The organism is Pseudomonas fluorescens (assembly GCF_902497785.1).
In the GTDB taxonomy this organism is placed as follows: Bacteria; Pseudomonadota; Gammaproteobacteria; order Pseudomonadales; family Pseudomonadaceae; genus Aquipseudomonas; species Aquipseudomonas fluorescens_BO.
Map to the genome: position 1 here is coordinate 424,770 of NZ_CABVHK010000001.1, position 24,870 is coordinate 449,639.

Genomic DNA, 24,870 nt, shown 5'->3' on the forward strand with positions numbered 1-24,870 from the left:
TAATGTTTCGGATCGGAATTGAATAGGCCGCTTCTGATTTGCAGGGGTGGATTGGAGTGGTTTTTAATGAAAGTGACGTTTGTATTGTCTGTGGCGAGCCTGTCTGGCGGGATTCGCGTCGTTGCAATTTACGCCAAGGCATTGTCCGAAATGGGCCATGAAGTGAAAATCGTTTCCCAGCCTATGCCTTCAATTCCGTTTCGCAGAAAGATCAAGAGTCTGCTCAAGGGAGAAGGCTGGCCGGCCACCCCGACCATTCCATCTCACTTGGATGGTCTTGGCCTTGATCACCGGATGATAGACAAATACAGGCCGATGGTGGAATCGGACATTCCAGATGCCGATGTTGTCATTGCCACCTGGTGGGAAACGGCTGAGTGGGTGAATGCGCTAAGTCCGGCCAAGGGCGTGAAACTGTATTTGGTGCAGGGGCATGAAGTGTTTCCTTTCTGCCCGGTGGACAGGGTTATGGCAACCTACAAAATGCCTTTGCATAAAATAACCATTTCCCAGTGGTTGGCTGATTTGATGCGCGAGGAATATGGCGACTCCGATGTTTCCCTGGTCGAGAACAGTGTGGAACATCAGCAGTTTTTCGCCGCACCGAGGGGCAAGCAACAGCGCCCGACAATCGGAATTTTGTTTCACGAAACGCCATTGAAGGGCGTCGATGTTGCACTTGAAGTCATTGCGGCGCTCGAGGAAAAATTTCCAACACTTCGAGTGATCGCCTTTGGGAGTTTTCCTCCTACAGGTGCTTACAAGTTTCCCGCGAATCTTGAGTTCTATCTTTCTCCCGACCAGGATTCCATTCGTGATTTGTATTCGCAATGCGATGTTTGGCTCGCCACCAGCCGGAGTGAAGGCTTTAACTTGACGGCGATGGAAGCCATGGCCTGCAGGACACCAGTCGTTTCCACACGAACGGGCTGGCCAGTAGAAGCCATTTCCTGTTTCAAAAACGGTGTGCTGGCCGATATTGATGACACGGATGCCTTGGCCCGTGGCGTCGAATATATGTTGACGTTAGACGATTCGCAGTGGCGTGCGGCTTCGGAGATGGCCCATCAAACCGTGGCTTCAAGTTCCTGGGAGGCCTCTGCGCAGTTATTCGAAACTACACTGGTTAACGCGCTTGCGAAGAGTCGTGTCAAGCCAGTGGGGCTTACCGAAAGAGAAGTCGGGCACTCGTAGTGACGGCCGTTGAGGCCTTCTGAGCACAGGCAATGCCCAGTCTTCAAAAGGCATGGCTTGTCAGGCCAGTGGGGCAGGTGAATGGCAGGTGCCAGTGGAATGGCAAAATGCGACTATAGTACCTTTCGTTCATTGAGTCCGGGGTTGTTGTGATGCCGCCAGCTGATTTATCGCCACCGTTGAGCCTGCGCAGGCGAGCGATATCTGCCGGGGCATGGAATCTGGGGGCGCTGGTTACTTCTCAAGCGATGCGTCTGGGTGGCAACCTGATCATGGCGCGGCTGTTGATGCCGGAAATGTTCGGCATCATGGTCATCGCCACCACCGTGTCGGTGGTGCTCCACCTGCTGTCCGATGTCGGCTTGCGCCAGAACATCGTGCAGAGCCCGCGGGGCGACGATCCGGCGTTTCTCAACACCGTGTGGACGGTGCAGATCATCCGCGGTTTTATCCTGTTTGCGTTCACGTTGGCCATCGCCGGTTTTGCCTGGCTCGCGCAAGTCCTTGAGGTGTGGTCGGCCCATTCCACCTATGCCGCCCCGGAGTTGCCGCTGGTGCTGGCCCTGACCGGGTTTTCCGCGATCATCTATGGTTTCCAGTCGACCAAGGTCGACGTGGCGGTGCGCGACTTCCAGCAGAAAAAAGTGGTGCTCGCCGAATTTGTGTCGCAGCTGTGCGGGCTGCTGGTGATGTTGGCCATCGGTTATTTCAGCCGGTCGATCTGGTCGCTGGTGGGGGCCGGTCTGGCCTCGGCACTGGTCATGACGCTGCTGGGGCATGTCTGGTTTTCCGGGGCGCCGAACCGTCTGCACTGGGACCGTCCGGCGCTGCGCGAGGTGGTGGTCTTCGGCCGCTGGATGTTGTTGTCGTCGGCCGTTGGCGTACTGGCCATGAACGGTGACCGGATCTGGTTTGGTGGCAGCATGTCGGCTACAGAATTGGGGGTGTACTCGATTGCCGTGCTGATTTTGAGCGCGCTGCAACAGGGCATGCAACGGTTGGTCGGGGCCGTGGCGCTGCCGGCTTTCAGTGAGGCCGCGCGCACCCAAGACAGCGCCCGGTTGCAGGCGTTGTATTACCGCTTCAAGTTGATGTTCGACCTGGCCTCGCTGTTTCTCTGCGGGCTGTTCTGGACCGCCAGCCCGCTGCTTATCAGCCTCTTGTACGATGAGCGTTATGCCGGTGCGGGCCACATGCTGGCGATTCTTTCACTGTCTTTTTTCACCTATCGTTATGTGGTGGCGCATCAAGCGTGGCTGGCCCTGGGACTGACCAAATACCAGGCCCTGGACAACATTATTCGCGCGGTCTCGTTGTGGGGGTTACTGCCGCTTTTGCTGGCGATTGGCGGTGTGGAATATGCCATTTGGGGTGTCGCGCTGCACGCCGTACCAACGCTGGTGCTGGTGGTGTACGTCAATTGCAAGGTGGGTTTGTTCGATATCAAGCGTGAACTGATGGTGCTGCCGATGGTGCTGGTGGGGGCGTTGTGCGGGGAATTGGTGTTGGGACTTGCCAACTGGTTTTGACCTTAATGTCGGGGAACTTTAAATCATGCATGACCTTGATTTGAATACTTCTGTAATGGACCGCAGAGGCTTTCTCCAGGCGTTTGCCCTGTTGAGTCTCGGCGGACTCATGTTCGGACTGTCAGAAGCCGTCGTCCGGCCTTCGGTTGTGAAGACCGATGTTAAATCCGAATACGTTGTGATCAACGGATGGGTGCTGCCGGCCCAGCACTTTCGGCCAACGCCAGCATGATCAAAGACTACCAATCGCAAAAAGAGCTGCGCGACTCCTATGACGTCTGCATCATCGGCGCTGGCCCGGCCGGTATTACCCTGGCCTTGCGTCTGGCTGGCAACGGTCGGCGGGTGCTGCTGCTGGAAGGTGGCGGGCACGAGTATTCGCAAAACTCGCAAAGTCTCTACCAGTGTCCGTCGACCGGCCTCGACGTCTACGCCGCGGCAACACGCCTGCGCTATCTTGGCGGCACCTCCAACCATTGGGCCGGGCGCTGCCGGCCCTTTGAAGCGTCCGACTTCAGCGTCGGCCCTCCGGTGCACTGGCCCGGCTGGCCCATCGCCTTTTCCGAGATAGAGCGTCATCTGCCCCAGGCCATGGCGATTGTCGATCTGCCTGCCGATACCGGATTCAAGACCACCAATGCGTCGCTGGACGGTACCGACTTTGAAGCGGATCGTTTCCTGCTCAGCCCACCGACCCGTTTTGCCCAGAAATACGCCAAGGAACTCAACGAGACCGAGGGCCTGGACGTCTTCATCAATTGCAACTGCGTCGATCTTGAATTCGACCGCGACACCGGGCGCATTGCGACCATAGTGGTATCGGATTACGAACTGCATAGAGAACGCGTTACTGCCAGACACTTCATCCTGGCAACCGGTGCGATCGAGAATGCCCGGCAACTGCTTAACAGCGAGTCGCTGGTCGCGGGCGGCATCGTTACCCAGGAAGGTTTGGTCGGTAAATGCTTCATGGAACACCTGAATGTCCAACTCGGCACCTTCATCCTCAAAGAGGGCCAGGGAACCGATGCACGCGAGTACTTCACCACCGATGCCTTCGTGAAGGAGTATCAGGCGGGCAAAGGTAATGTGAGTGCTTCACTGGTCTCTGAAGTGCGGGCTTATGGACGCATGGCGGCGATCAAGAGCTTTTTCGAGAACCTCATTTGCGAAGTCGGCGGGGAGCAAAAAATTGAGTTCATTACCAAGTTCGATTGCCCCGGCGATGGTGTGATCGGCACCTTGATAGAGCAGTTTCCCAACCCCGACAGCCGCGTTTCGCTGCTCGCCGAGCGCGATGCCTTAGGGATGCGCAAGGCCACCGTGCATTGGGAGTTGAGTCCGGCAGATCGCCATACCGTCAAGTGCATCGGAATGGAAATGGCCAAGTGTTTTGCCGAGTCGGGGTTGGGGTTCGTCAGGCTGGAAGAGTGCGTGTATGACGAGTCCGTGCCGCTGAAGGTCAATCCCCATGCCCACCACATGGGCACCACGCGGATGGCGACGACGCCGGAGTTTGGCGTGGTCGACGAAAACTGCAAGGTGTTTGGCGTCGAAAATCTATATGTAGCAGGCAGCAGTGTTTTTGCCACGGGCGGCGCCAGTAACCCTACAATGCCGCTCTTGCAGCTGGCTTTAAGGCTGGCGGATTATTTGAACCATCAGCTGGAACCGGGGGTGGGCAGGTATTCCTGATTGAAATCATTTGTGGCTTATCGGTGTGTCGATTTCGGGGGAGGGGGCTACGCTTAAGGTCGTGGTAAAGAAGAATCAGGGTCGATCTAGCCTTGGCACGTATGTCTATTTGAATTTTTGAGGCTGACAGGATGATTGGTCTACTAAAGCGCGCTATTGCTCACTATGCCAAAACAACAGGACGCGGAACTTCGCTCTACAAAAGGCTGTGCAAACCCAATGGATATGAATGGGCGGAACATATGGCGCGATGGGGAGGGGTGCATTCCATCGGTAAAGGCGTATGGATCAATCTCGGTTGCAACATCACCGACCCTTCGATGCTTCGATGCGGCAACAACGTAGGTTTATCCGATTGCACCATCTTCGGCCACGATGGCAGCGTTGCGGTCTTCAATGCGCGTGACGGGCTGAAACTCGATTCTGTCGGCCCCGTCGATATCCGTGATAATTCATTTGTCGGGCATGGCGCTATCATCATGCCGCGCGTGACGATTGGCCCGGATTCACTGGTAGCCGCCGGCGCTGTTGTCCTGAGAGATGTGCCGCCCGGCGTAGTGGTCGGGGGTAACCCTGCAAGAGTTATCTGCACGATGGACACTCTGTTGAAGAATATCGAAGAGCGTTGCGCCACCTATCCCTGGATGGACCTCATCCGACAGCGCGACGGGGTGTATGACCCGGAACTTGAACCGAAGCTGAAAGCCATGCGCGCGGCGTATTTTTTTGGCGAACAATCCAATGGTTAGTGCTCCTCTGGATGTGTTGGTGGTCAATTACAATACCGCAGGCCTGTTGCAACCGATGTTCAATGCGCTACGCCAGCCAGGCGGTGCGGATCAGGCGCGCTATCTGGTGGTGGATAATGCCTCGGCCGATAATTCCCTGGAGTGCCTGGCCACGGTCTGTCCGGATGCATTGCTGCTGGCCAATGACAGTAATGTCGGCTTTGGCCGGGCCAACAATCAGCTGGTTGAACACCTGCAGGGCAAGTACGCGTTACTCCTCAATACCGATGCCTTTGTGGCTGCGGATACCCTGAACAAAACACTCGACTTCATGGAGGCGAATCCCGATTGCGGTGTCCTCGGCGTCCGGCTGGTCGGCAGGGAGGGAGACTTGCAACCGTCCTGTCGCTTCTTTCCCACGCCGCTGAATGTCTTTCTCTCACGGACCGGACTTGAGCGCTTTTTTCCAGCGGTCAAAAGAGTCGACGACATGGAGTGGGATCACGCCTCAGTCCGTGAGTGCGACTGGGTACCAGGCTGCTATTACCTGATCCGCCGTGAAGTCATCGACAAGGTGGGGTTGTTCGATCCGCGCTACTTCCTTTACTACGAAGAAGTGGATCACTGCAAACGCGTCAAGCAGGCGGGGTGGAAAGTAGTTTTCTACCCGCACACCACCGTGGTGCATATCGGCGGTGAGAGTGCCAAGTCGGTCGATGAACTCAATATGGCCAGTCGACAGATACCCAGGCTGCAAATCGAAAGCGAACTGCTGTACTTCCGCAAGCACCACGGTGTTGCGGGTCTCGCCTGGCATATGCTGCTGGTGTGCCTGGGAGATCTGATTCTGGCGCTCAAGGCGCTGTTGAAAGGCCGCGGCCGGGCCGCCATTCGCGCGTGCTGGGAACATGCCCGGGTCACCTGGGCGCTGTTGCGTGATACTAAATTCGCTAGCCAACCAACACGGTAGAACCATTTATGTTCGAAAACATACGCGCGGACTTGCGTGCCTATGGGGGCGACTGGGGCGCTCAGGGGTTTTGGGTGATGCTGGTTTATCGCTTCGGCCGCTGGCGCTACGGAGTACGCCCGGCGTTGCTGAGGAAGCTGTTCTCTTTTATCTACAAAGTACTTTTCAAACTGGTGCAGATCGTGACGGGTATCGAACTGCCGTGTGAAGTGGTCGTCGGGCGTAACTTCGTCATCGATCATTTCGGTGGAATCGTCATCAGTGGCTATGCGCAGTTTGGTGATGATTGCCGAATTCGCAACGGCGTCGTCGTGGGCCTGAAAAATGTGAGTGAGCCCATCGCCCCGATAATTGGCAACAACGTTGATATCGGCAGCGGCGCCAAGGTGCTGGGCAACATCCACGTTGGTAACAATGTCGTGATTGGAGCGAATGCCGTGGTGCTGACCGATGTGCCGGATGACTCGATGGCCGTGGGCGTGCCCGCGATCATCAAGAAAAGGCAGGCTGCACCCGCAACAGCAGACCCGTTGGATACCTCCGGTTGTGACGCCAGGTGAGCCTGATGAAAACCGGCATTGGTGTTGTCGTCATCGGTCGCAATGAGGGCCAGCGGCTTGCGCGTTGCCTGACTTCGCTGGCTGGTGCAGCGGACAAGGTGGTGTATGTCGACTCCGGGTCAACGGACGGTTCGGTGTCTCTGGCACAGGGCCTCGGGGTCGAGGTTGTCGAGCTGGACATGACGATTCCGTTTACCGCGGCGCGCGCGCGCAATGAAGGATTTGCCCGCGTGCAGGCCTTGTTGCCAACGATGCGCCATGTGCAATTTGTCGACGGTGATTGTGAGGTTGTCGATACCTGGCTGTCCCGGGCGCAGGGTTTTCTCGACGCGCATCCCGAGGTGGCGGTGGTGTGTGGCCGGCGCCGCGAGCGCTTTCCGCAGCGCTCGGTTTACAACTTGATGTGCGACCTTGAATGGGACACGCCGATCGGTGAGGCCAAGGCGTGTGGTGGCGATGCGCTGATGCGCGCCGACGCCTTTGCGGCCGTGGCCGGCTTCCGTTCGGAGCTGATTGCCGGGGAAGAGCCCGAGCTGTGTGTGCGTCTGCGGGCGAATGGATGGAAGGTCTGGCGCCTGGCTGAGGAAATGACCCTGCACGACGCGGCGATGACCCGGTTCGGCCAATGGTGGCGGCGCACTTTGCGCGGCGGTCATGCCTTCGCCGAGGGCACGTTTTTGCACGGGGCCGCTCCGGAACGCCATTGGCAACGTGAGTCGCGACGCGCCTGGTTGTGGGGTTTGGGCATTCCGCTGGCGACGGGTGTCGCGACGTTAATGGCGGGATGGCCTGGGCTGCTATTGCTACTGGTCTATCCATTGCAAGTGCTGCGCCTGGCGCGTCGAGGCGATCGATCGGTTCGCGAAAACTGGCTGCTGGCGTTCTTTCTCGTGCTGGGAAAATTCCCCGAGATGCTCGGGCAACTCAAGTTTCTTCTGAACAGATTCGGTACCGGCAAGACCGCGCTGATCGAATACAAGTGAGCCTTCCATGAATACTCGGCTGATAATGAAAAGCGTGCTTTCCCTGCATCCAGGCTATTCATTGAGGGCGTTGAAAAACAAGCTCAAGTTGCTGGTGTTGGTGGGCAAGAACTGGACTGCGCTCAATGTTTTTTTGCGGCGGATGTCGAACTCCTTGGGCCCTTCCGGCGTCGAGAAGTTGGGTGGTGACTGCGTAGGCGTTGTGCATTGGCCCTACGTCAGCAGCCACTGGAACGCTGGTGAAAGACTGGATGTATTGGCCTCGCATTACGAAGTGATCAGCAAAAGCTGCCCGCAGTTATTGCTGTACGGACGAAATGAACATCTGCTGTTGAGTGACGTGTCGGAGATTTCCACGGGTTGCTCACTGGTGCTCGATCGCCCGATCTGGTTCATGCGTGAAGGGGAACTGGTGCTGAACCTGTTTCAAGGTGATTTACGCATTGCCTCATTGGCGTTCACCCTGTGTCGCACTGACGCCGGGCTGTGTATGTTCATTGGCGCCGTCCAAGGGATTCACAAGGGTGTGGACAGTGATCTGTCGTTGACGATCTACCGGGACCTGACCAAGGATTTCGAGGGACTTCGGCCAAGAAGCTTTCTGATCGAAGTGATGAAACACATCGCAACCCGCATCGGCGTTGAAAAAATCTATGCGGTAGGGGACGCGTATCGCCATCACCGTCATCCTTATTTTGGTGCTGAAAAATCCCAGGAGCTGGCGGCTAATTACGATGTGATCTGGCTGGAGCATGGCGCGACGCCGTCAGAGCGCGAAGACTTTTTTGAAATGCCCATGAGCCCGTCACGCAAGCCGCTCGACAGTATCGTTGCGAAAAAACGCGCCATGTACCGCAGGCGCTATGAGCTGCTGGATAGCACGTTCAACAAGGTCGACAGCGTCTTGAAGAACAGTTACAGCCACCCGCGCGATGCGGGTTTTGGTGTTCCTGATACGTTTACAACGGCGGTATCGCCGGCAGTCTCCGTCCATTCAACCGACAACTAAGCCTGGTCCCTAATGCGCATCGCTTATTTCATCAATCAATACCCCAAGGTCAGCCATAGTTTCATTCGTCGCGAGATATTGGCCTTGGAGCGTCAGGGCTTCGAGGTGCAGCGCATTGCCCTGCGCGGTTGGGATGCCGAGTTGGTGGATGGTGAAGACGTAGCCGAACGCGATAAAACCCGGTATGTGTTGCAGGACGGAGTCAAAGGGCTGGCCGTGCCGGTGCTACAGGCCTTGCGCGCCGAGCCGCGCCGCTTCTTTGCGGCATTGTGGCTTGCGTTGCGCATGGGGCGGCGCGCGGATCGGCCGTGGCCCTATCATTTGGTTTATCTGGCCGAAGCGTGCCTTGTGCTGAACTGGTTACGGGCGTTCGGCGCGGAGCACGTGCATGCACATTTCGGCACCAACTCCACCGAGGTGGTGATGCTGGCCAACGCACTTGGCGGGCCGGCGTACAGCTTCACCGTGCACGGCCCGGAAGAGTTCGACAAACCGCAATCCATTTACCTGGGCGAGAAAGTCCGGCGTGCGGCGTTTGTCGCCGCGATCAGCTCTTATGGGCGCAGCCAGCTGTATCGCTGGGTGGCGCATACCCATTGGGAAAAGGTCAAGGTGGTGCACTGCGGGCTGGAGCGGGCGTTTCACGAGGTGCCGGCCGTCGCCATGCCGTCCGTGCCGCGATTGGTGTGTGTCGGGCGCTTGTGCGAGCAGAAAGGCCAGCTGTTGTTGCTCGAGGCCGCGCGCATTCTGGCGGAGCAAGGCGTAGAGTTTGAACTGGTGCTGGCCGGTGACGGGGAAATGCGTGGGCAAATCGAGGCCCTGATTGTCCTGCATGGCCTGCAATCGCGGGTGCGCATTACCGGCTGGATCAGCAGCGATCAGGTGCGCGCGCAAATCCTTGCGGCGCGCGCCATGGTGTTGCCGAGTTTTGCCGAAGGCTTGCCGGTGGTGATCATGGAGGCCATGGCGTTGCGCCGACCGGTATTGACGACCTATGTGGCGGGCATTCCCGAGCTCGTCAGTCCGGGTGAAAACGGCTGGTTGTTTCCAGCAGGCGCGGTGGACGAGTTGGCGGCGGCGATGGCGGACTGCCTCGCGCAACCGGCCGAGGTGTTGCAGCGGATGGGCGAGTCGGCTTATCAGAAAGTGCTGGAGCGCCACGATATCGATACCGAAGCGGCCAAGTTGGCCAGTTTGTTGAGGGCGCACGCATGATCACATTATTGGGTTGGTTGTTCAGTGCGCTGCTGGTGATCATCATCCTGCCAGTGTTGGTGCTGTTTGCGCAGGTGCTGCTGGCCTGCCTGCCTGGGCGGACTCGCGCGCAGGCACCGGCGGGCCCGCGACCGCGGGTGGCGGTGTTGGTACCGGCCCACAATGAATCCTCGCTCATCGTCGCCACGTTAAACAGCATTCGGCCGCAGTTGGTCGAGGGCGACCGCCTGTTGGTGGTGGCGGACAACTGCTCTGACGACACCGCCGCCCAGGCCCGAGCCGCCGGTGCCGAAGCCGTGGAGCGCCACAATGATCAACAGCGCGGCAAAGGTTACGCGCTGGACTTTGGCGTGCGTCATCTGGCTGCCGATGCGCCTGACGTATTGACCATCGTCGATGCTGATTGCGTGATCAGTGAGGGCTTTATCGAGCGTCTGGCAACCTGTTGCTTCGATTCGGGGCGGCCCACGCAGGCGCTGAATCTGATGCATGCGCCCGACGGCTCCGGGCTGAAAGTCCAGATTGCCGAGTTTGCGTGGTGTGTGAAGAATCAGGTTCGGGCACTGGGTTGGACCCGGCTCGGATTGCCCTGTCCGTTGATGGGGACGGGCATGGCATTTGTCTGGCGAGACCTGGCATTGATCGATTTGGCCAGCGGCCATATCGTCGAAGATCTGAAGATGGGCCTGGATTTCTGCCGAAGCGGGAAGCCGCCGTTGTTTTGTCCCGATGCCTTGGTGAGCAGTTATTTTCCACGCAGCGATGAAGGCTTGGGTACGCAACGTACGCGCTGGGAACATGGTCATCTCGGGGTCATCCTCAATGACGCACCGAAGCTGTTCGTGGAGTCGCTGGGTCGGTTCAACGGGAATCTGTTGGCGATGACCGTTGACCTGGTGGTCCCGCCGTTGGCCCTGTTGACATTGATACTGGTGGCAGCCTTTGGTTTGTCGTGGCTGATCGTCCTGCTGGGCGGACCCTTGGCGCCGGCATTGATAGCGACTGTCGGGCTGGTCATCCTCGGCGTAACGATCCTGTTGGCATGGAGTCGGTTCGGTCGCCGGATCATCGCTTTTTCGACGTTGTTGTATGCACCGTTCTACGCGTTGAAAAAGATCCCCCTGTACATCGGGTTTGTGGTCAAGCGTCAGGTTGGATGGGTACGTTCGAAGAGAGATGACAACTGATGCGCTCTTCTTCATGGCAGCACAGTTGGCAGACGATTATCCAGAAACTCAGGGTAGTCCGCGATTCGGCTGACGAACAAGCGTTGCTGGCGGCTTTATCCGAATCAGAAGGGGCGACGGTGCTTGGGTTCGTCAACGCCCATGCCATGAACCTGGTCACGCACAACGTGGATTACTGCGACACGCTGTCGGCGGCTGACGTGTTGTTGCGCGATGGCTCCGGCATGGCGGTCCTGTTTCGTCGACTCGGCCTGGCGCCCGGACTGAACATGAACGGCACCGATTTCATTCCCAAGCTCTTGGCAGCCTATAGCGGTAGGCGCGTGGCATTCTGGGGCACCGAAGAGCCTTTTTTAGCCAATGCGGTAAGCCGCAGTGAAGCGCACTATGCGGTCAATGTAGTGTCGGCCCATCATGGGTTTGCGCCGGTGGAGGACTATCTCGAACTTGCCCGGCAGTGGCAGCCCGAGTTGATTGTGCTGGGGATGGGCATGCCCAAGCAGGAAGCCGTCGCTGTCAGGTTGGCCGCCACGGGCGCCCCCTGCGTAATTGTGTGTGGCGGGGCGATTCTGGATTTTCTCGGTGGCAAGGTGACACGCGCTCCGCAATGGATGCGTCGTCTCGGTTGTGAGTGGGTGTTCAGATTGATCAGTGAGCCAAAGCGGTTATTCCATCGTTATGTAGTGGGTAATCCGATGTTCTTGCTGCGCTCTTTTATCTATAGAGACTCTTGAAGTTGGCATAGACACTTCGCTAGTCTTCTGGCGCCATAAAATACTCCAATGAAATATCTTGCAAAACTTCGATGTTCAACCTTTACTCAGGTTGGCACTGGCGATGTGGCGAGTGTGCGCGTGTTGTTTTCCTTGTTAAGACTGGCGTCAATTAAATGTTGTCGGGCAATTGCGGATCAATGACGGATTCGTTTAATTGGTTTGTTTATTAATAAGCGCCAAATGACCTTCCTCTAATCGTGCTGAAAACCATATGAACGAACTCATAGCGGGATCAATGCGTAAGTTGTTGTCGCCTTCAGCACGATTCGAACTGAGGAAAGCGGCCGCGTGGCTGCGGGATATCCTGGGGCGAGCCTGTTTCTGGCGCTGGGAATTTGTCAGGTTCAAGCTGCGCGAAGACAGTACTTACGACATTCTCTATGCGGGCAGGAAAACCCAGCGCGAGTTTGTGAAAGTTCTACTGGGCGCTGACGCTAGTGCACCTGAGAGCCGGTTGAAATTGAGCAAGTCAAACCGCACCGTCGTCATAAGTGAAGTGCCAACGTTTGGTGCGTTGTATGTGCCGCACTATTTAAGTGCTGTGGTGCCACTCAGTCGATCAATTGAAGACATCACGGCGAGGTACAACACTGAGCTACGTCGAAATCTACGCAAGAACCGTCTGCGTTATCGCATGAAGCAAGCGCTGAATGATGACGAGATAGGCAGCGCAGACCGCGACATGCTGCAGCCCTATGCTGCGGCCAGGCATGGTTCGGCCGCTTCGCAAATTGAGGCGCATGAAGTTCGAAGGGTGGCAAAAGTCGCCGGGCGACTCGACCTGGTGTTGCTGGAAGATCAAGTTGTTGCGTGCCATTTGGGGTGTGTAGTGACCCGGGCAGGGAAGCGCTATTGGAGCACAGTGCGCTTTGGCTACCCGGACGCGATATTCACCGATACTAAAAAGTTACGTGAAGTTAATTCGATTACGACGTTCATGGCACTTGAATGGGCGATAGAGAACGGCTTCGACTATTACGATATCGGAACTTGCCTGGCGCGCCCCGACGATGGTCTTCTTGAGTGGAAGAGGCGGCGCGGTGGGGATGTCGATACGCTGGGTAATCATGGCTACTTGTTTGTTCAACTGCCAAAGTTCGGCGCGGCACAGTTTCTCTGGGACACGCCGTTATTTGCTGTTGAGGGTAAAACACTGACGCTTCATCTGGGTTTGCCGGACGGTCCGAGTGATGAGGAAGTTGCCAATCGATACCGCGAAATGGGTTTTGGCGGTTTGGCGAAAATATACCTGCATTGTTCCCGGGATCCGGGAGAAGCATTACTCGACAACTTGCGCAACCGCTACAGTCATCTGAACGTGCTTCCCGTCTTCGAAAGCATTGTGTCCGCTTAAATACCAACGCAGTTTCTATATGGCTGAATAGGGCCAAGGGGTGTCTGTGTCGCAATTTAATGCATTGACCGGTAGTGGTCAGTCCAGATGGAGCCTGGCTGCCTATAAACATCTGTTTAACACACGAGTTTCACGCCAGCCGGCGGTAACCCTGGAAAGTCAGGCGGTCAAAACGTGGGACATTGCGCCGGGCGGCCTCTCGATATCTCCGCCGGCGTTTTACCTGCCCAACCAGCTTGAACGGGTCACGGGATGGGAAGAAGCGCTGTTTTTTCCACACGAGCATCCCCGTCGCACCATGGAAGGCCTGGGGCCGGTTCAACATGGCCCCACCCGGGGTTTTTTACTGAAAGACGTCTGGATGATCGATGGTGCTCTTTACAAGGGCAATGCCAAATCATGGTTGACGCCTGGCGCCGGTCGGCTGCCGGGGATTCGTGTTGAAAACGAGATCGATCGCGGGGCGTTGTTCTGCACCGCAGGGGGCAACAAGTGGTTTGGCTCCTGGCTGATGGATGATTGCATTACCTACCCGCTGGCCTGCAACGAGGGTGTTCCGGTGACTACCGCGCCATTTGCGGAGAATCTTTGCGTCACCCGCAACGGCGTCCTCCACGCCCCCGATTACGAGCACTGGCTCGACATGTGCCCCGTTCGTCTACGCAACGCGTTTTTCCGGGAGTTGGTGATCTTTGATGATCTCTGTCACAACCAGAACAAACACCAGCGTTTTCAAGCGATGGGTGAAAAACTGCTGTCCCACGTGAACGTCAGCACGCATCCCGGGGTGTTTATCCTGCGAGGTGGCAAGGGTGAATCGCGCGTGTTGCGCAATGAAATGGAGGTTGCCGAACGCCTGCGTGACCGCCGGGGGATTCGCATTCTCGACCCTGCGAAATCCGATGTTGCAACCATTGTCGCTACCTGTGCCGGCGCCAGAACGGTGATCGGGGTCGAGGGCAGTCAGCTCATCCACGGGGTCAACGTTCTGCCACCAGGCGGTTCGCTACTGGTCTTGCAGCCGCCCAATCGCTTCATCAGTTTTTTCAAATACCTGACGGATCGAGACCAGCAGAACTTCGGTTTTGTGGTCGGTAGCCCGGCGCGGGACGGTTTTATGATTGACCCTGACGAGGTCGAGCGCACGCTGGATCTTTTCCCGGCGTGACGCGGTGCGGCGACACCCACCCCCACCCCCTGTAGGAGCGAGCTTGCTCGCGATGGACGTTAACGATGACGCGTATTGCCTGCATAAGCGCGCCGCCAACGAGTCCATCGCAAGCAAGCTTGCTCCTACAGGACCAGGCTAGTAGGCATGCTTGCCGGAGAAGGCAAACACCGTTCGCACCAGAATCACGAAATCGAGCCAGAGCGACCAGTTGTTGATGTACTCGATGTCCGAGTCAACTCGCCGAATCATTTGCTCGATATCCTTGGTTTCACCGCGCAAGCCACGTACCTGAGCCAGGCCTGTGATACCGGGTTTGATGTTGTGGCGGGCGAAGTAGCCCGAGACGTCGGGCGAGTACTGCACGTCGTGTTGAATCGCGTGCGGGCGAGGGCCCACCAGAGACATTTCCCCCATCAACACGTTGAACAGTTGCGGCAGCTCATCCAGGCTGGTTCGCCGGATAAACGCCCCCACCCGGGTCACCCGCGGATCATTCTTTTGTGCCTGCACCACGGTGCCATCTGACGGCTGATGGACGACCATGCTCCTGAACTTCCAGATCCGGAACGATTCCCCACTCCACCCCATGCGCTCCTGACGAAAAAACACCGGGCCGGGGCTATCGATCTTGATCGCAAGGGCGACAATCGCCAGCACTGGCGCCGCGAACAGCAAGATGAAAAAAGCCAGTGCCTTGTCTTCAAGGTTCTTCAGAAACAGGCGCATGCCCATCAGCGGTGTTTCGGACAGGGTCAGCACAGGAATGCCGGCAATCTCGCGAACACTGTGATTGATCAGGCGCAGCGAGAAAATGTCCGGGACCCAGTTAACCGAAATGTGTTTATCGAACAGCCTGATGTAAACGTCCTGAATCACCTCCGAACCCCCCAACGGGGTCACGAAGTACACGGTGCGGATGGCGTGCTTGACGACCAGGTCATCGAGGTCGGAAATATCACCCAGTATCGCCAGGCGCTTTTTGCCTTCCGGACCTTCCTTTCCCCGATCATCGTCCGCGCCTATCAGCACACAGCCGACGATGCGCTCACCCAGCCAGGGGTTGTTACTGATCTTCTTGTAGAGATAACTGGCCAGCTCGCCCGAGCCAATAATCAGCGCGTTTTCCAGTTGTGTCGGGTGCGCCAGAAACTTCTTCTGCATTTCCCGCGTCGCGAGGTGCAAGAGCAACTGGGCAAGGTAGCCAAGAATGAATAACTCCCCGACCAACAAGCGTGAGTACGTTTCACTGGTTTTGGTCAAGAACGCCATGGCCACCAGAAAACCAAATGTTGCCGTCCACGCCTTCAACAGCTTGAAGGCCTTCATGGTGAATCCCACATTGCTGCGGTAAATCGCATAGTGGTCGTACACCACGGCCAACGCCCCGAGCAGTAGCAGGAGCATGATCACGTAGTCTTGCGAGATATAGCCGATGTGATAGTTGATCAAAAACCACGCAACACCGGTCACCGCAACGCAATCAAGACCGGCCTGTACCACGGCACTTGTACTACTTCTTCGCTGAAGAACGGAACGGGTATTGTTGGGCTCAAATAGCATTTCCAAACCTCATTTGCTTTCCTTCGCGCTCGATAATGGCGAGATTCAGGTCAACACATCCTCGCTTCAGAGCATCAGCGTCACCGGCAAATTGCTCCTGCACTGGCAGGTCTCCCCCTCGAATGTGTAAATCTGGTGAGACGGAGGCGGATGCTGTCACTTTAGCACCACTGCGCGATCATTCACTGATTTGCTGCGGTTTCATACACCATTCATGTCAAAAAAACAAAGCCCGCCGAGCGGTTCAGGCAGGTGTGGGGGCGGGTTTCAGGCTGGACATCACTCAAACTGCGGGCGCCGGCTTCGCCAGTTCAATACCGGCGGCGCCCAATCGCTTGAGGATTTCAAACAGCAGGTCGCTTTTGGTCACGCTGACAATTCTCGGGCTCCCGACATAACCGGTGATGGTCAGCGTGATGCCGTCGGGGGTCAGTTTGCTGAACCGCACTACCGGGGCCGGTTTGTCGAGGATGGATTCGTTTTCGCAGTAGGTGGTGTAAAGCAGGTCCTTCACCTGCTCGGGATCGATGTCCAGGGGGAAGGTCAGTTCGAGCGTTGCCACCCCTTGGGCGCTGCCGCCGAGGGTGACATTGCGCAGGTTCTGCGAAATCAGCTGCGAATTGGGCACGATGACGATCGAGCGGTCACTGAGCTGAATTTCGGTGGCCCTCACGTTGATCCGGCGAATGTCGCCTTCGACCCCGCTGATGCTGATCAAGTCGCCGACTTTGACGGGTCGTTCGGTCAGCAGAATCAGGCCGGAGACGAAATTCTTGACGATTTCCTGCAAGCCGAAACCAATCCCCACCGACAATGCACTGACGATCCACGCCAGGTTGGTCCACTGTACGCCCAGCGACGACAGTGTCATCAGAATGACCAGCGCGTAGCCAATGTTGGCAAACAGCGTGGTGAGCGAGGCGCGCATGCCCGGGTCCATGTCGGTCTTGGGCAGGAACTCTTTATCCAGCCACCGGCCCAGCGTCCGGATCAGATAAATGCCGATCAGCAGGGCCAGTGCGGCATTGAACAAGTGACCGGGGATGATGTTCAGCTTGCGCAGCCCGGCGCCGCCGAGAATGGAAAAAACGTTGGTCAGCAGTTGCCCCAGCGTCGTGCCGACCCCCCCGACAAACAGCGTGATCAGCGCCAACAGCAATAGCCCGGCCCGACTGATTCCGGACAGGATGGTCGAGATTTGCTCCATACGTCGGTCTTCGATCCCCAGCAATTGCTTCATTGCTTTGCCACTGGGGCTTTTGACCGACAACAGGTATTCGCAGGCATCCTTGAAGCACTGCATCAGCAGGTAGAAACCGGAGAGCACGATGAATCCCCACACCAGTTCATAGGTGATGAACCGGGCCAGCGACACGTAGCCGGTCAGCAGTGCCAACATGGCGACCATGGTCGCGAGGCTGGCGATGGTGTAGAGCACGCCCGCGAAGGTGCGGCCTGCTTGTGGGGCGTCGCCAGCCACCACGGCGGCTCGGCGCACTTTGCCGGTGCGCAATAACAAGTCCGCGAGTACTAATGAAACCACCAGCGCGGCAATGCCGCGGCCGGCGATCACGACGCCACTGCTCATGCCGGTCGCATTGAGGATCTGGTTGAGCGTCACCAGCACCAGAAGCACCCCCGCCAGAATGCGTGGATAAGGCGCCAGCGACAGCGCCACCGGATCGGCAAGCGCCAGCAGCCGCCACGACGGGTGCTGGATAGACAGCAGGGCGCGGCTCAGCGCGGTAATCAGGACGCAGGTATAGGCGACCTTTTCGAATTCCTGGGAAAACGTGAACAACATCGGCGTTAGCGGGCCTTGACGTGTGAACATATAAAACAGCAGTTGCAAGGCCATGCCCACGGTCAATACGGTGGCCAGTACCGAGGCCAGCGCGAGAGAGCTGCGACGCAAGCGTCCTTCCGGCATCCGGTGAATGCACAGCCAGGTCAACCCGCGTTCGGCGAGACGCCGGCCCAGCGTCCAAATGACCAGCGCCAGCAGCAACAGTACCGTGGTGTTAAGGCGTTGGCCGGGTTGCCAGACGGTTTTAAGGACGTCCTTCGCCTGATCAAAAAACGTTTTGAAGCGCAGTCGATCATCCATCGAGGCCAGGAGCGGAGACCAGAACGCCGGGTTGAGGATACTTCGGGTTCTCAGGGTCAGTTCGCTTTCCAGCAGGGTGCGCCGGATGCCGGCAATCTGGGTGATGAGTTCGGTGGCGCTGGCTTTCAGGGCGGCCAGGGTTTTCAGGGTGGCGTCGACTGTGTTCTTTTGCTCGGTGAGCGCGACCCGTTGCGCGGCGATATCGGATTGCTCGGGCGCAGTGTCATCGAGTGGGACCGGACCCAACACGCCCAATTGCGCGCGCAGCTGAGTTTGTTGGGGCAGCAGTGCGGCCGAGAGGCGGTCGACATCCAGCAAGAACATCTGGACCTGATCTTGCGGCGCCTCCAGTTGGTTGAAGTTGTCGACCAGCGAGATTTGCTGTTTGAGGACGTCCAGCCGAAGTTGCAGCGCCTGGAGATCGCTTTGCGACACGACGATGTTGGGGGAGGGCGCTCGGGGTGCTGAAACGTCTGGTTGCTCGGCCGCCGACAGCGTTCCGGGCCCGGCCCCGAACACTGTGAAAGCGACGAGGATCATGGCTTTCAGTGCATGACGCATGGGAGTGGTCGACTCTGTTGTGGGTCATTTAGCGTATGAGGTTAGGTCATCGTGGATCGCTGCGAGGAAATGTTTGCTGGTGGGCGGGTTGGGTGGACCCTCCGGCCCACTGCCGTATGTCGGGCGCGAGGAACGGCTGTCCGTAACCAATTTCCAAATGAAGACTATCCCTGGGAGTTGGACCATGACCGATGATTTACGACGAGACGCCTTGGCGGCCTGGTATGCACTCCTCGCTACACCCGAGATCCGCATGGATGTGGAGGAGCAGTATGACGAGTTGCTGAAAGCCGCCGACGAGATGGAACGGGCAGGGTTGATCAACGGGGCTGAGTGGCGAACCCTGGTGCGCGAGGCCGGGCTGATGTTTTCCAGTGCGACAGAAGGAGTCGGCGGCGGCACCTAGGCATCATCGGTCGCCGTCGTGCTGCTCGGCCTGCTGCGCAAACCATTGCAGGATCAGCGCACAGTCCGGGTGAGCCGCGGCGGACGGTTGCAGATTCAACGCGTATATTCCTCGGGTTTCCAAGGGGTAGCCGAATGGAATAACCAGCACGCCCCGTTCAATCGATTCACCGGCCAGGGTTCTGTCGGTCATGGCCACGCCCAAGCCTCGAGCGGCCGCGTCAAGCGCCAGTTCATCGAGATTGAAGGGGATGTGGCGGTAATCCTCCAGCGGTCTGCCGCCATTGGCTGATAACCATCGGCTCCAGTCATTTCGGTCCGCTGAGCGGTGCAACAACGGGAAATGTATCAAGTCTTGCACCGCCGCCAGTGGCCGGCTCGCATCGCCCAGGCCGGGGGCGCACACCGGCACCAGGGCTTCCTTGAACAGGGTCAGGCTGTCCGGATCGCGGGACGCTTCTGGCAGGTAGTGAATGAAGGCATCGCTGTCGATGGCCGGCTCCACCACCTCCGTTGCCACTGTTTCAATCGACAGCGACACCTGCGGATGACTTCGATAAAACTCGCTCAACTTCGGCAGCAGCCAGCGCACCGCCAGTGACACGTGCATACGAATGCGGAACGGGCGTTCCTGCGGGGCGAGTCGATCCTCCAGGCTTTTCAATTGCGCCAATAGGCTCCGGGCGGTCTCCAGCACCTGTTCGCCTTCCGGTGTCAGCCGGACATGGCGGCTGGTCCTCACAAACATCGGCACGCCGAAGTGGCTCTCCAGCAACTGAATCTTTCGACTGACGGCACTTTGAGTCAGGCACAGCCTGAGCGCCGCCTGGGTAAAGCTGCCCGAGTCGGAAACCTCCACCAATGCCTGCAAGGCCTGGAGCGAGGGAACGTGGCGAATCTTGTCCATGCGTTTTCTGAATGGCTCAATGAATTAATAACGTTGGTTGTAGCACTACAGGCCTTATAGATTCTAGCTCTGGCGAAAGTCTTACGAAACCCGTCATGCAATTACAGCATGCGCTCGCCGATCGAAGTCCAATGAGGTGATGCATGACCAATGAATGTGGCTGGATTGCGCAGGCGGGAAGTTCACCGGCTCGCCGTTCTCTAAAAGGCGCGGAGAAAGCCGACTGGCTGATCATCGGTGCCGGGATCACCGGGCTTAGCGCCGCTCACTCGCTCGCGCAGATGCACCCTCAGGCGCGCATCGTGATTGTCGACCGCCAGCGCGCGGCGCAGGGCGCTTCGGCGCGCAACTCGGGTTTTGTGGTGGGGCATGAACATCCGGTCAAGGATGAGTTGATCGGCAACGCCGGATTTGCCGGTTATGACGTGGACACCGCGATTTCCCGCGCCGCCTGTGACGAAGTGCGCCAGCGCCTCGCGCGCCATGGCATTGACTGCGATTTCAGGGATAGCGGGTACTTTTTCGCCGTCAGCGACACCGGCAAGTTGACCGATGTCGCGGCCAAACTGGCGACGTTGCGCGCGGTTGGCGCTTGCGCGCAGTTTCTGCAAGGTGAGGAGTTGCACAAAAAACTTGGCACTCGCCATTACCAGGCGGCGATCTGGTGCGGCCAGGGTAACGCGCTGCTGCAACCGGCGAAGTACGTGAAAGGCTTGCTGGATGCGCTGCCGGACTCAGTGACCTTGTTCGAGAACACCGACATCACTGCCCTTGAACGCGTGGGAAAAGGCCGCGTTCGCGCCAATGGCAGTGCTGGAAGCATCGAAGCGAAGCAAGTGCTGGTGTGCCTGAACGCGTTCATCCCGCGTTCGGGGATCGCCGACAGCGCAACGTTCCCGATGGAACTCAGCGCCAGCCTGACACGGCCGCTCACTGATGAAGAGTTCCAGGCCATCGGCGCTGTCGAGCCATGGGGCGTGCTTTCGACCCGGCCGCTCGGCGCCACGGTGCGCTTGACCCCGGACCGTCGCGTGATGATCCGCAATACGGCGGAATACCGTTCCCGTGACTTGACCGACAGCCAGCTCCTGCAGCGGCGCAAACATCATGTGCTCGGCTTGCAACGACGCTTTCCGTTCCTCGGCGAGCCAGACATCGAGTATTCCTGGACCGGGCATTTGAGCGCGTCGCGCAGCGGGCAACCGTTTTTTGCCAAGGTCGAGGAGGGCGTATTTGCGGTGGCCGGCTGCAACGGTTCCGGCGTCGCGCGCGGCACGCTGTGGGGGCGCTTGCTCGCCGAGCTGGCATCCGGATCCAGCTCGCCGATGCTCGAATCGGTCATGCAGCGGGCGCAACCGGGCTGGCTGCCACCGCGTCCGCTGCTCGACATCGGCGCCCTGTTGCGCATGCGCGTGGAAGCGGTCCGGGCCAGATCAGAAATCTAGACACCCCAAGCAATCAAACAACAACAAAAGCTCATCAAGCAGGTGATTGAACATGCGCGTGAACACGATTCCCCTGATGGTTGCCCTGACGACATTGTCGGCCGCCAGTTACGCCGACGAAGTGGTCAATATTTCCAACTGGAACGGCTACATCGCCGACGACACTTTGGTCAGTTTCACCCAGGAAACCGCGATCAAGGCGACTTACGACATTCATGACAGCAACGAAGTGCTGGAATCGAAACTGATGACCGGCAACACCGGTTACGACGTGGTCAGCCCTTCGAACCATTTTCTGTCGCGTTTGATCAAGGCCGGTGCCATTCAGAAACTCGATAAAAGCCAGTTGCCCAACTGGAAAAACCTCGACCCGGCGCTACTGAAAAAACTCGAGGTCAACGATCCGGGCAATCAGTACGGCTACCCGTATATGTGGGGCACGGCGGGGATCGGTTACAACGTGGAGAAGATCAAGGCGATCTTCGGCAACACCGATGTCACCCATTCGTGGAAGCTGTTTTTTGATGAAGAGAACATCAAGAAACTCAGCCAGTGCGGCGTCGCGATCATCGACAACCCGACACAGATCCTGCCGATCACCCTCAATTACCTGGGCCTGCCGCCGCATAGCCATGAGCCCTCGGACTACAAGAAAGCCGAACAGGCGCTGCTGAAGATCAGGCCTTACGTGCAGTATTTCCATGCATCGAAATACATCAGCGACCTGGCAAACGGCAATGTCTGCGCGGTGATCGGCTTCAACGGCGACATTGTGCAAGCGGCCGCCAGCGCCAAAGAGGCCAACAACGGCATCGACATCGCGTACTCGATCCCTGACGAAGGCTCGACCCTGTGGTTCGACATGGTGGTCATGCCGAAGAGTGCGCCACACGAGAAGAACGGCTACACCTACATGAACTACCTGCTGACACCACAAGTCATCGCCAACATCAGCAACAGCATCCACTACGCCAACCCCAACCTGGCCGCGGATCAATACGTCACACCCGCGGTGAAACAGGACATGGCCATTTATCCGCCCAAGGGTGTGCTGGACAAGTTGTTCACTGTCGAGGAACTGCCTGCGGCCATTGCGCGGTTGAGCACGCGTCTGTGGACCCGGTTGAAAACCAATACCTGATGCTCAGGTGTAGGCCAGCAGGCGGCCGCACGACACAACAGTGACCCATAACGCAATCGACAACAGTGCCTGACATTTCGCCATGCCAGGTGCTGCCACCGCGGTGTTCCAGCGATTGACCGAACGGTAGACCCCGATGTGGAACAGCACTGCATTAAGGCCTGCGGTCGCGATCAGGCACAGTTTCAGGATGAAAATGCCATTGGAGGCGAAGTCATGCGGGTGGGCCGAGAACATCATCAGCCCGGCGGGCACGATCAACAGCAGTGCAGCGAGTGACCAGGTCAGCAAGTGGCGAGCCAGGTCGGTCACGGCGATGTTTTTGGACAGCCCGAGCACCCGCAGATCGAACATCACCACCGAACCGACCAACACGGCAAACCCGATGATGTGCACCACCTCGACCATCGGGTACAGCCACAGGTCGCCACGCATGGCGGCCCCCAGCGGCGAGTCACCCAGCCAGTCCAGCCAGCTATCCGTGCCCGCGCCGGTATTGAGTGTCTGCATCAGCGTAACTCTATGGTCTTGCCATCTACGGTGATGCGTTCGGCGCGCAGTTCATCCGGTTTATTGCGATTCTGATAGCCGACTACGCTGGCCGTGCTGCCGACACTCATCATGTCCCGGGTCAGGCCACGGTTTTCCATGCGCGAAGGCGGCGCCAACACCACGTTCCAGGTCTTGTCCGATGTTTTGAGGCGTACGAATCCATGAGGATGGGAGTAGCCAGACTCCTCAATCGTGCCGTTCAATTGCAGGGCGTTGCTGGCGTCGTATTCGCTCCAGCCGTGATGAGCGAACGCCGCGCTCGCGGCCAGCAAGAGTGACAATCCGATGCCGCCGAACATGCCTTTCATAACCTGTCTCCTGATGCACGTCATCAATAAACCCGAGGCGTGAAGCACATTTGATTGTTCAGCATAGCCCGGCATTTTTCGCCGTTCCGTCGAGGTAGCCGGGATTAGTGTTTCTGGAAAAGTTAGGGTTTGAAAATCAATCGTTTGCCAATCTGTTGCGCATCACAGGCTGCTCAGCAACCAACCCGCAATCGCGCAGCCGAACACCACCAGCCATGGCGGCAACTTCCAGAACATCAAGGCCACCAGCGCCACCAGCGCCAGGCCGAAGTCTTGCGCGCTGACAATCGCACTGGTCCACACCGGCTGGTACAGCGCGGCCAGCAGCAGACCGACCACCGCTGCATTCACCCCGATTAGCGCGGCCTGCGCACGCGCATTGCGGCGCAGTCGCTCCCAAAAGGGCAGGGCGCCGAAAATCAACAGAAAGGATGGCGCGAAGATCGCCAACAGACAGAGGATCGCGCCGCTCCAGCCCGAAGGCGTCACGTTCATCGACGCACCAAGAAATGCTGCAAAGGTGAACAGCGGACCCGGCACCGCCTGCGCGGCGCCATAACCGGCGAGAAACGCTTCATTGCTGACCCAGCCCGAGGGCACCACCTCGGCTTGCAGCAGCGGCAACACTACATGGCCGCCACCGAACACCAGAGAGCCGGCGCGGTAGAAGGCATCCACCATGGCGATGGGCTGGCTGGGCAACAGTTGATTCAACAGCGGCAGGCCAATCAACAACGTCAGAAACAGCGTCAACCAGAGGGCCCCGGCCCGGCGGCTGAGGGTGACCGGCAGAGCGTCGTCTGCGCGGTTCGGCTCGGGTTTGAACACGCACAGACCGGCGATGCCGGCCGCGACAATCACGCCGACCTGCGCCCAGGCGGACGGTTGCAGCAAAACGACGCAGGCAGCAATCATCATCAGCGTGATGCGCGGAACATCCGTGCACAGGTTGCGCGCCATCCCCCACACCGCTTGCGCAACCACCGCGACAGCCACCACTTTAAGCCCGTGCAGCGTGCCGGGCGCCAGGAGCGTGCCGTAGCGGGAAAGGCCCAGCGCAAACAGGATCAGGGCCACGGCCGACGGCAGGGTAAAGCCGAGCCAGGCTGCCAGCGCTCCACGGTAGCCGGCGCGGTACATGCCCAGCGCGATGCCGACCTGACTGCTGGCCGGCCCCGGCAAGAATTGGCACAGCGCAACCAGATCCGCGTAACTGCGCTCGGTCAGCCAGCGCCGGCGCGCCACGAACTCCTCGCGAAAGTAACCCAGATGCGCGATGGGGCCGCCGAAGGAGGTCAGTCCCAGACGCAGGAAAATCAGAAACACTGACCACGGGTTGCTTCGATCATGGGCGTGGGGTTCGGCCATGCAGGTGCCTTCCTGAAATGAAGTGATTCACTGTTGTGTGTCGCCATTCTAACCATGGCCTACGCTTATCCCGAGATGGAGATTGATTGATCGGGGTGTGCGCCCTGATCGACGCTCAGCGGCACCCCATAAAAACAAAAGTCTC

The 24,870-nt window shown here is 58.2% G+C and carries 22 protein-coding genes; 16 read left to right on the plus strand and 6 right to left on the minus strand.

Going from position 1 to position 24,870, the window contains the following annotated elements; all coding sequences use genetic code 11:
- Nucleotides 1-66: 66 nt before the first annotated feature.
- From F8N62_RS02095 to F8N62_RS02160, 13 genes are all read left to right on the plus strand, one after another.
- Nucleotides 67-1,194 (plus strand): glycosyltransferase family 4 protein, encoded by a 1,128-nt coding sequence (locus F8N62_RS02095; protein ID WP_150709397.1) that lies wholly within the window; start codon nucleotides 67-69, stop codon nucleotides 1,192-1,194.
- A 152-nt stretch (nucleotides 1,195-1,346) separates the two neighbouring features.
- Nucleotides 1,347-2,723: an oligosaccharide flippase family protein gene (locus F8N62_RS02100; protein ID WP_150709398.1), complete on the plus strand. Its 1,377-nt coding sequence runs from the start codon at nucleotides 1,347-1,349 to the stop codon at nucleotides 2,721-2,723.
- A 228-nt stretch (nucleotides 2,724-2,951) separates the two neighbouring features.
- On the plus strand, nucleotides 2,952-4,418 hold the full coding sequence (locus F8N62_RS02110) for a GMC oxidoreductase (RefSeq protein WP_150709400.1): 1,467 nt from the start codon (nucleotides 2,952-2,954) through the stop codon (nucleotides 4,416-4,418).
- Nucleotides 4,419-4,549: 131 nt separating this feature from the next.
- Entirely contained in the window at nucleotides 4,550-5,167 is a 618-nt protein-coding gene (locus tag F8N62_RS02115; RefSeq protein WP_150709401.1) for an acyltransferase, read from the plus strand.
- On the plus strand, nucleotides 5,160-6,116 hold the full coding sequence (locus F8N62_RS02120; protein ID WP_150709402.1) for a glycosyltransferase family 2 protein: 957 nt from the start codon (nucleotides 5,160-5,162) through the stop codon (nucleotides 6,114-6,116). Before F8N62_RS02115 ends, F8N62_RS02120 begins: the two co-directional genes overlap by 8 nt.
- 8 nt (nucleotides 6,117-6,124) lie before the next feature.
- Nucleotides 6,125-6,676: a serine O-acetyltransferase gene (locus F8N62_RS02125; protein WP_150709403.1), complete on the plus strand. Its 552-nt coding sequence runs from the start codon at nucleotides 6,125-6,127 to the stop codon at nucleotides 6,674-6,676.
- A gap of 5 nt (nucleotides 6,677-6,681) precedes the next feature.
- Nucleotides 6,682-7,659, plus strand: coding sequence for a glycosyltransferase family 2 protein (locus tag F8N62_RS02130; RefSeq protein ID WP_150709404.1), 978 nt, complete (start codon nucleotides 6,682-6,684; stop codon nucleotides 7,657-7,659).
- A gap of 7 nt (nucleotides 7,660-7,666) precedes the next feature.
- Nucleotides 7,667-8,668, plus strand: a complete 1,002-nt coding sequence (locus F8N62_RS02135) for a DUF535 family protein (protein WP_150709405.1) — start codon at nucleotides 7,667-7,669, stop codon at nucleotides 8,666-8,668.
- A 12-nt stretch (nucleotides 8,669-8,680) separates the two neighbouring features.
- Nucleotides 8,681-9,883, plus strand: a complete 1,203-nt coding sequence (locus F8N62_RS02140; protein ID WP_150709406.1) for a glycosyltransferase — start codon at nucleotides 8,681-8,683, stop codon at nucleotides 9,881-9,883.
- Complete coding sequence (locus F8N62_RS02145; protein ID WP_150709407.1) at nucleotides 9,880-11,070, plus strand: glycosyltransferase family 2 protein; 1,191 nt, start codon at nucleotides 9,880-9,882, stop codon at nucleotides 11,068-11,070. Before F8N62_RS02140 ends, F8N62_RS02145 begins: the two co-directional genes overlap by 4 nt.
- A complete protein-coding gene (locus tag F8N62_RS02150) occupies nucleotides 11,070-11,804 on the plus strand; it encodes a WecB/TagA/CpsF family glycosyltransferase (RefSeq protein ID WP_150709408.1) in 735 nt (244 codons plus the stop codon). The genes F8N62_RS02145 and F8N62_RS02150 overlap by 1 nt, the downstream gene beginning before the upstream one ends.
- 253 nt (nucleotides 11,805-12,057) lie before the next feature.
- Entirely contained in the window at nucleotides 12,058-13,200 is a 1,143-nt protein-coding gene (locus F8N62_RS02155) for a hypothetical protein (RefSeq protein ID WP_150709409.1), read from the plus strand.
- Between the two features lie 46 nt (nucleotides 13,201-13,246).
- Nucleotides 13,247-14,368: a glycosyltransferase family 61 protein gene (locus F8N62_RS02160; protein ID WP_150709410.1), complete on the plus strand. Its 1,122-nt coding sequence runs from the start codon at nucleotides 13,247-13,249 to the stop codon at nucleotides 14,366-14,368.
- A gap of 138 nt (nucleotides 14,369-14,506) precedes the next feature.
- On the opposite strand, the gene F8N62_RS02165 is transcribed toward F8N62_RS02160, so the two are convergent.
- Together F8N62_RS02165 and F8N62_RS02170 are read right to left on the minus strand one after the other, a co-directional pair.
- Nucleotides 14,507-15,931, minus strand: coding sequence for an undecaprenyl-phosphate glucose phosphotransferase (locus tag F8N62_RS02165; protein WP_150709411.1), 1,425 nt, complete (start codon nucleotides 15,929-15,931; stop codon nucleotides 14,507-14,509).
- Nucleotides 15,932-16,214: 283 nt separating this feature from the next.
- On the minus strand, nucleotides 16,215-18,599 hold the full coding sequence (locus F8N62_RS02170) for a DUF3772 domain-containing protein (RefSeq protein ID WP_150709412.1): 2,385 nt from the start codon (nucleotides 18,597-18,599) through the stop codon (nucleotides 16,215-16,217).
- A 184-nt stretch (nucleotides 18,600-18,783) separates the two neighbouring features.
- Between F8N62_RS02170 and F8N62_RS02175 the strand changes: the two genes are divergently transcribed.
- Nucleotides 18,784-19,005, plus strand: coding sequence for a hypothetical protein (locus tag F8N62_RS02175; protein WP_150709413.1), 222 nt, complete (start codon nucleotides 18,784-18,786; stop codon nucleotides 19,003-19,005).
- Between the two features lie 3 nt (nucleotides 19,006-19,008).
- Here the strand turns inward: F8N62_RS02175 and F8N62_RS02180 are convergent, their stop codons facing one another.
- Nucleotides 19,009-19,911, minus strand: coding sequence for a LysR substrate-binding domain-containing protein (locus F8N62_RS02180; RefSeq protein WP_150709414.1), 903 nt, complete (start codon nucleotides 19,909-19,911; stop codon nucleotides 19,009-19,011).
- 143 nt (nucleotides 19,912-20,054) lie between these two features.
- On the opposite strand from F8N62_RS02180, the gene F8N62_RS02185 reads away from it, so the two are divergent.
- Together F8N62_RS02185 and F8N62_RS02190 are read left to right on the plus strand one after the other, a co-directional pair.
- On the plus strand, nucleotides 20,055-21,356 hold the full coding sequence (locus tag F8N62_RS02185; protein WP_150709415.1) for an NAD(P)/FAD-dependent oxidoreductase: 1,302 nt from the start codon (nucleotides 20,055-20,057) through the stop codon (nucleotides 21,354-21,356).
- Nucleotides 21,357-21,408: 52 nt separating this feature from the next.
- Nucleotides 21,409-22,497: a polyamine ABC transporter substrate-binding protein gene (locus tag F8N62_RS02190; RefSeq protein ID WP_150709416.1), complete on the plus strand. Its 1,089-nt coding sequence runs from the start codon at nucleotides 21,409-21,411 to the stop codon at nucleotides 22,495-22,497.
- Nucleotides 22,498-22,500: 3 nt separating this feature from the next.
- Here F8N62_RS02190 and F8N62_RS02195 read toward each other — a convergent pair whose 3' ends face one another.
- The 3 genes from F8N62_RS02195 to chrA all read right to left on the minus strand — a co-directional run bounded on the left by F8N62_RS02195 (nucleotide 22,501) and on the right by chrA (nucleotide 24,725).
- The gene (locus tag F8N62_RS02195; protein WP_150709417.1) at nucleotides 22,501-23,007 is read right to left on the minus strand and encodes a DUF6644 family protein; all 507 of its coding nucleotides are present in this window, start codon (nucleotides 23,005-23,007) and stop codon (nucleotides 22,501-22,503) included.
- Nucleotides 23,007-23,357 carry a DUF6152 family protein gene (locus tag F8N62_RS02200; protein ID WP_150709418.1) on the minus strand — a complete coding sequence of 117 codons (351 nt, stop codon included), beginning with the start codon at nucleotides 23,355-23,357 and terminating at the stop codon, nucleotides 23,007-23,009. The genes F8N62_RS02195 and F8N62_RS02200 overlap by 1 nt, the downstream gene beginning before the upstream one ends.
- Nucleotides 23,358-23,519: 162 nt before the next feature.
- Nucleotides 23,520-24,725, minus strand: a complete 1,206-nt coding sequence (gene chrA / locus F8N62_RS02205) for a chromate efflux transporter (RefSeq protein ID WP_150709419.1) — start codon at nucleotides 24,723-24,725, stop codon at nucleotides 23,520-23,522.
- Nucleotides 24,726-24,870 lie beyond the last annotated feature (145 nt).

Excerpts from the sequence above, each read along its gene's own strand:
- F8N62_RS02180 (WP_150709414.1), bottom strand. The coding sequence starts at position 19,911 with ATGGACAAGATTCGCCACGTTCCCTCGCTCCAGGCCTTGCAGGCATTG.
- F8N62_RS02100 (WP_150709398.1), top strand. The coding sequence starts at position 1,347 with ATGCCGCCAGCTGATTTATCGCCACCGTTGAGCCTGCGCAGGCGAGCG.
- F8N62_RS02125 (WP_150709403.1), top strand. The coding sequence starts at position 6,125 with ATGTTCGAAAACATACGCGCGGACTTGCGTGCCTATGGGGGCGACTGG.
- F8N62_RS02190 (WP_150709416.1), top strand. The coding sequence starts at position 21,409 with ATGCGCGTGAACACGATTCCCCTGATGGTTGCCCTGACGACATTGTCG.
- F8N62_RS02150 (WP_150709408.1), top strand. The coding sequence starts at position 11,070 with ATGCGCTCTTCTTCATGGCAGCACAGTTGGCAGACGATTATCCAGAAA.
- F8N62_RS02135 (WP_150709405.1), top strand. The coding sequence starts at position 7,667 with ATGAATACTCGGCTGATAATGAAAAGCGTGCTTTCCCTGCATCCAGGC.
- F8N62_RS02185 (WP_150709415.1), top strand. The coding sequence starts at position 20,055 with ATGACCAATGAATGTGGCTGGATTGCGCAGGCGGGAAGTTCACCGGCT.
- F8N62_RS02165 (WP_150709411.1), bottom strand. The coding sequence starts at position 15,931 with ATGCTATTTGAGCCCAACAATACCCGTTCCGTTCTTCAGCGAAGAAGT.
- F8N62_RS02140 (WP_150709406.1), top strand. The coding sequence starts at position 8,681 with ATGCGCATCGCTTATTTCATCAATCAATACCCCAAGGTCAGCCATAGT.
- F8N62_RS02110 (WP_150709400.1), top strand. The coding sequence starts at position 2,952 with ATGATCAAAGACTACCAATCGCAAAAAGAGCTGCGCGACTCCTATGAC.
- F8N62_RS02175 (WP_150709413.1), top strand. The coding sequence starts at position 18,784 with ATGACCGATGATTTACGACGAGACGCCTTGGCGGCCTGGTATGCACTC.
- F8N62_RS02170 (WP_150709412.1), bottom strand. The coding sequence starts at position 18,599 with ATGCGTCATGCACTGAAAGCCATGATCCTCGTCGCTTTCACAGTGTTC.
- chrA (WP_150709419.1), bottom strand. The coding sequence starts at position 24,725 with ATGGCCGAACCCCACGCCCATGATCGAAGCAACCCGTGGTCAGTGTTT.
- F8N62_RS02195 (WP_150709417.1), bottom strand. The coding sequence starts at position 23,007 with ATGCAGACACTCAATACCGGCGCGGGCACGGATAGCTGGCTGGACTGG.
- F8N62_RS02120 (WP_150709402.1), top strand. The coding sequence starts at position 5,160 with ATGGTTAGTGCTCCTCTGGATGTGTTGGTGGTCAATTACAATACCGCA.
- F8N62_RS02130 (WP_150709404.1), top strand. The coding sequence starts at position 6,682 with ATGAAAACCGGCATTGGTGTTGTCGTCATCGGTCGCAATGAGGGCCAG.
- F8N62_RS02145 (WP_150709407.1), top strand. The coding sequence starts at position 9,880 with ATGATCACATTATTGGGTTGGTTGTTCAGTGCGCTGCTGGTGATCATC.
- F8N62_RS02095 (WP_150709397.1), top strand. The coding sequence starts at position 67 with ATGAAAGTGACGTTTGTATTGTCTGTGGCGAGCCTGTCTGGCGGGATT.
- F8N62_RS02200 (WP_150709418.1), bottom strand. The coding sequence starts at position 23,357 with ATGAAAGGCATGTTCGGCGGCATCGGATTGTCACTCTTGCTGGCCGCG.
- F8N62_RS02115 (WP_150709401.1), top strand. The coding sequence starts at position 4,550 with ATGATTGGTCTACTAAAGCGCGCTATTGCTCACTATGCCAAAACAACA.
- F8N62_RS02155 (WP_150709409.1), top strand. The coding sequence starts at position 12,058 with ATGAACGAACTCATAGCGGGATCAATGCGTAAGTTGTTGTCGCCTTCA.